General features: G+C 38.4%; 1 protein-coding gene and 2 pseudogenes. 1 reads left to right on the plus strand and 2 read right to left on the minus strand.

Annotation, left to right across the window (positions count from 1 at the left end; all coding sequences use genetic code 11):
- Nucleotides 1–379 precede the first annotated feature (379 nt).
- A complete protein-coding gene (locus tag RH85_RS18515) occupies nucleotides 380–1,006 on the minus strand; it encodes an outer membrane beta-barrel protein (protein WP_006714249.1) in 627 nt (208 codons plus the stop codon).
- Between the two features lie 325 nt (nucleotides 1,007–1,331).
- Here RH85_RS18515 and RH85_RS18520 point away from each other — a divergent pair.
- A pseudogene (locus tag RH85_RS18520) lies at nucleotides 1,332–1,478 on the plus strand (recombinase family protein); the annotation flags it as partial.
- 33 nt (nucleotides 1,479–1,511) lie between these two features.
- Here RH85_RS18520 and RH85_RS22840 read toward each other — a convergent pair.
- Nucleotides 1,512–1,629, minus strand: a pseudogene (locus tag RH85_RS22840) (IS30 family transposase); the annotation flags it as partial.

The following is a 1,629-nucleotide window of genomic DNA, read 5'->3' on the forward strand; positions in this document are numbered from 1 at the left end:
GAATGGTAGCCATGATTTCTAATTTAACGGTGAAAAGGATGCCACTTTAGTACAAGTTCTCCATGTTGGAGTCATGACCAGGTTTCGAAAGGTGGCGGTAGAAAAATCAATATAGATTCAGCAAGACAGTCCAAACCTTGGCTTGATTTGTGGATCAGTCGAACTTATTATCGGAAACGGAATGATGAATGAATTTACCTAACTACAATAAGGTAAAACGTGTTGCCTATTTTGTCCGTCGTGCGTCCATGACCAACTTTAAGTATTGCCTTTGGTCTAGTCTATTTCGACGCGACCAAAGGCAAGCCCCCAAAATAAAAATCGACAGTGGGCTCTTTCGCTTTAGCTGGGGCTAGTGTTTTGTTTAGATGCTTACTAATCAGAAATTATATTTAAGTCCTAGGTACATAGTACTAACCGACGCAACATCTGATGAGTTCTTAAGTAAACTCTGGCCATCTAAATTGCTATCTCTTTTAAAGGTCTTAATTTCATCACCGAAAATATGGTCAATTCCAAATAAAATGTCCAAATTTTCAGTTGCATTATATGCAATCTCGATCCCCAATTTAGGCAATATTTCAGACTCACTTACTGTTACACGGTTATTTATGCCTACCTCTTGAGCTGTATGTGCTAGACCTAGCTTGCTCATAACACTCCAAGATTCGAAGAGTTGGTATCTGGCAACACCCATTAACGCAATGTTATATCCGTCATAATTAAATGAAATCCCTTCTATTTCATTTTTATTGGTTGCATAAGATGTGTAACTAATTTCTGCACCATACTGAAATTTGTCACTAATATTTGAATCTAGTAGAAAACCCGAATTGACTCCCCAAGAAAATTTTCCAGATTCTTGACTGTAATTCAAATTATCGTATTCGATATCCATTCCCTCGATACCGCCGATCCCCAAATTAACCCCTGCATAAGGATGGATATCAGCAAAAGCAAAAGATGGTGCTAGGGGAACCAATAAAGCAAGCAAAGCTATACGCATAAAAACTTAATCTCTTGAAATTATGTTAATAAAAATGGTGTTGATAATCGTTATCACTTGTCTGATGGTGTAACAAATTGTTTTGATCTTCAAGTGAAATATGTTGTTGCCTAAATCCATTGAGCTTTTTTCAAGATCATGTGTTCTGAACCGTAGTGATGACTCGAACGGCGGTGACGTGGGAGAAGATAACTAGGCGGATTAGGCTATACCTCACACGAACCACATAAGTAGTATCACATTTTGGTTCGATAAGTGTTGATTTACAACCCTACACACACCAGAATACAAAACCATACTCAAACCGAACCAAAGATAAGCAACAATGTTTATAAGAGCCTATTTACGAGCCTCGACAACTGACCAACATGCAGATCGAGCAAAAAGTGAGCTCCAAACTTTTGCCAATCAGCACGGCATACGCATTGCCAGTTTTTATACTGAACATTTGTCGGGGGCTAAATTAGAAAGAGCTCTTAGTATCAAGTTTGAAGTGCGACAAATTCTATAGATGCGCATGAATATACTCCGTTGGAGTTCTATACCCAAGCCTTTTGCGTGGGCGCGTATTTAATTTGTGGGCAATTTCATTTGCAAAAGCTTCTGTGTTACATGTGACATAG

It is taken from the genome of Vibrio ichthyoenteri ATCC 700023 (assembly GCF_000222605.1).
Classification (GTDB): domain Bacteria; phylum Pseudomonadota; class Gammaproteobacteria; order Enterobacterales; family Vibrionaceae; genus Vibrio; species Vibrio ichthyoenteri.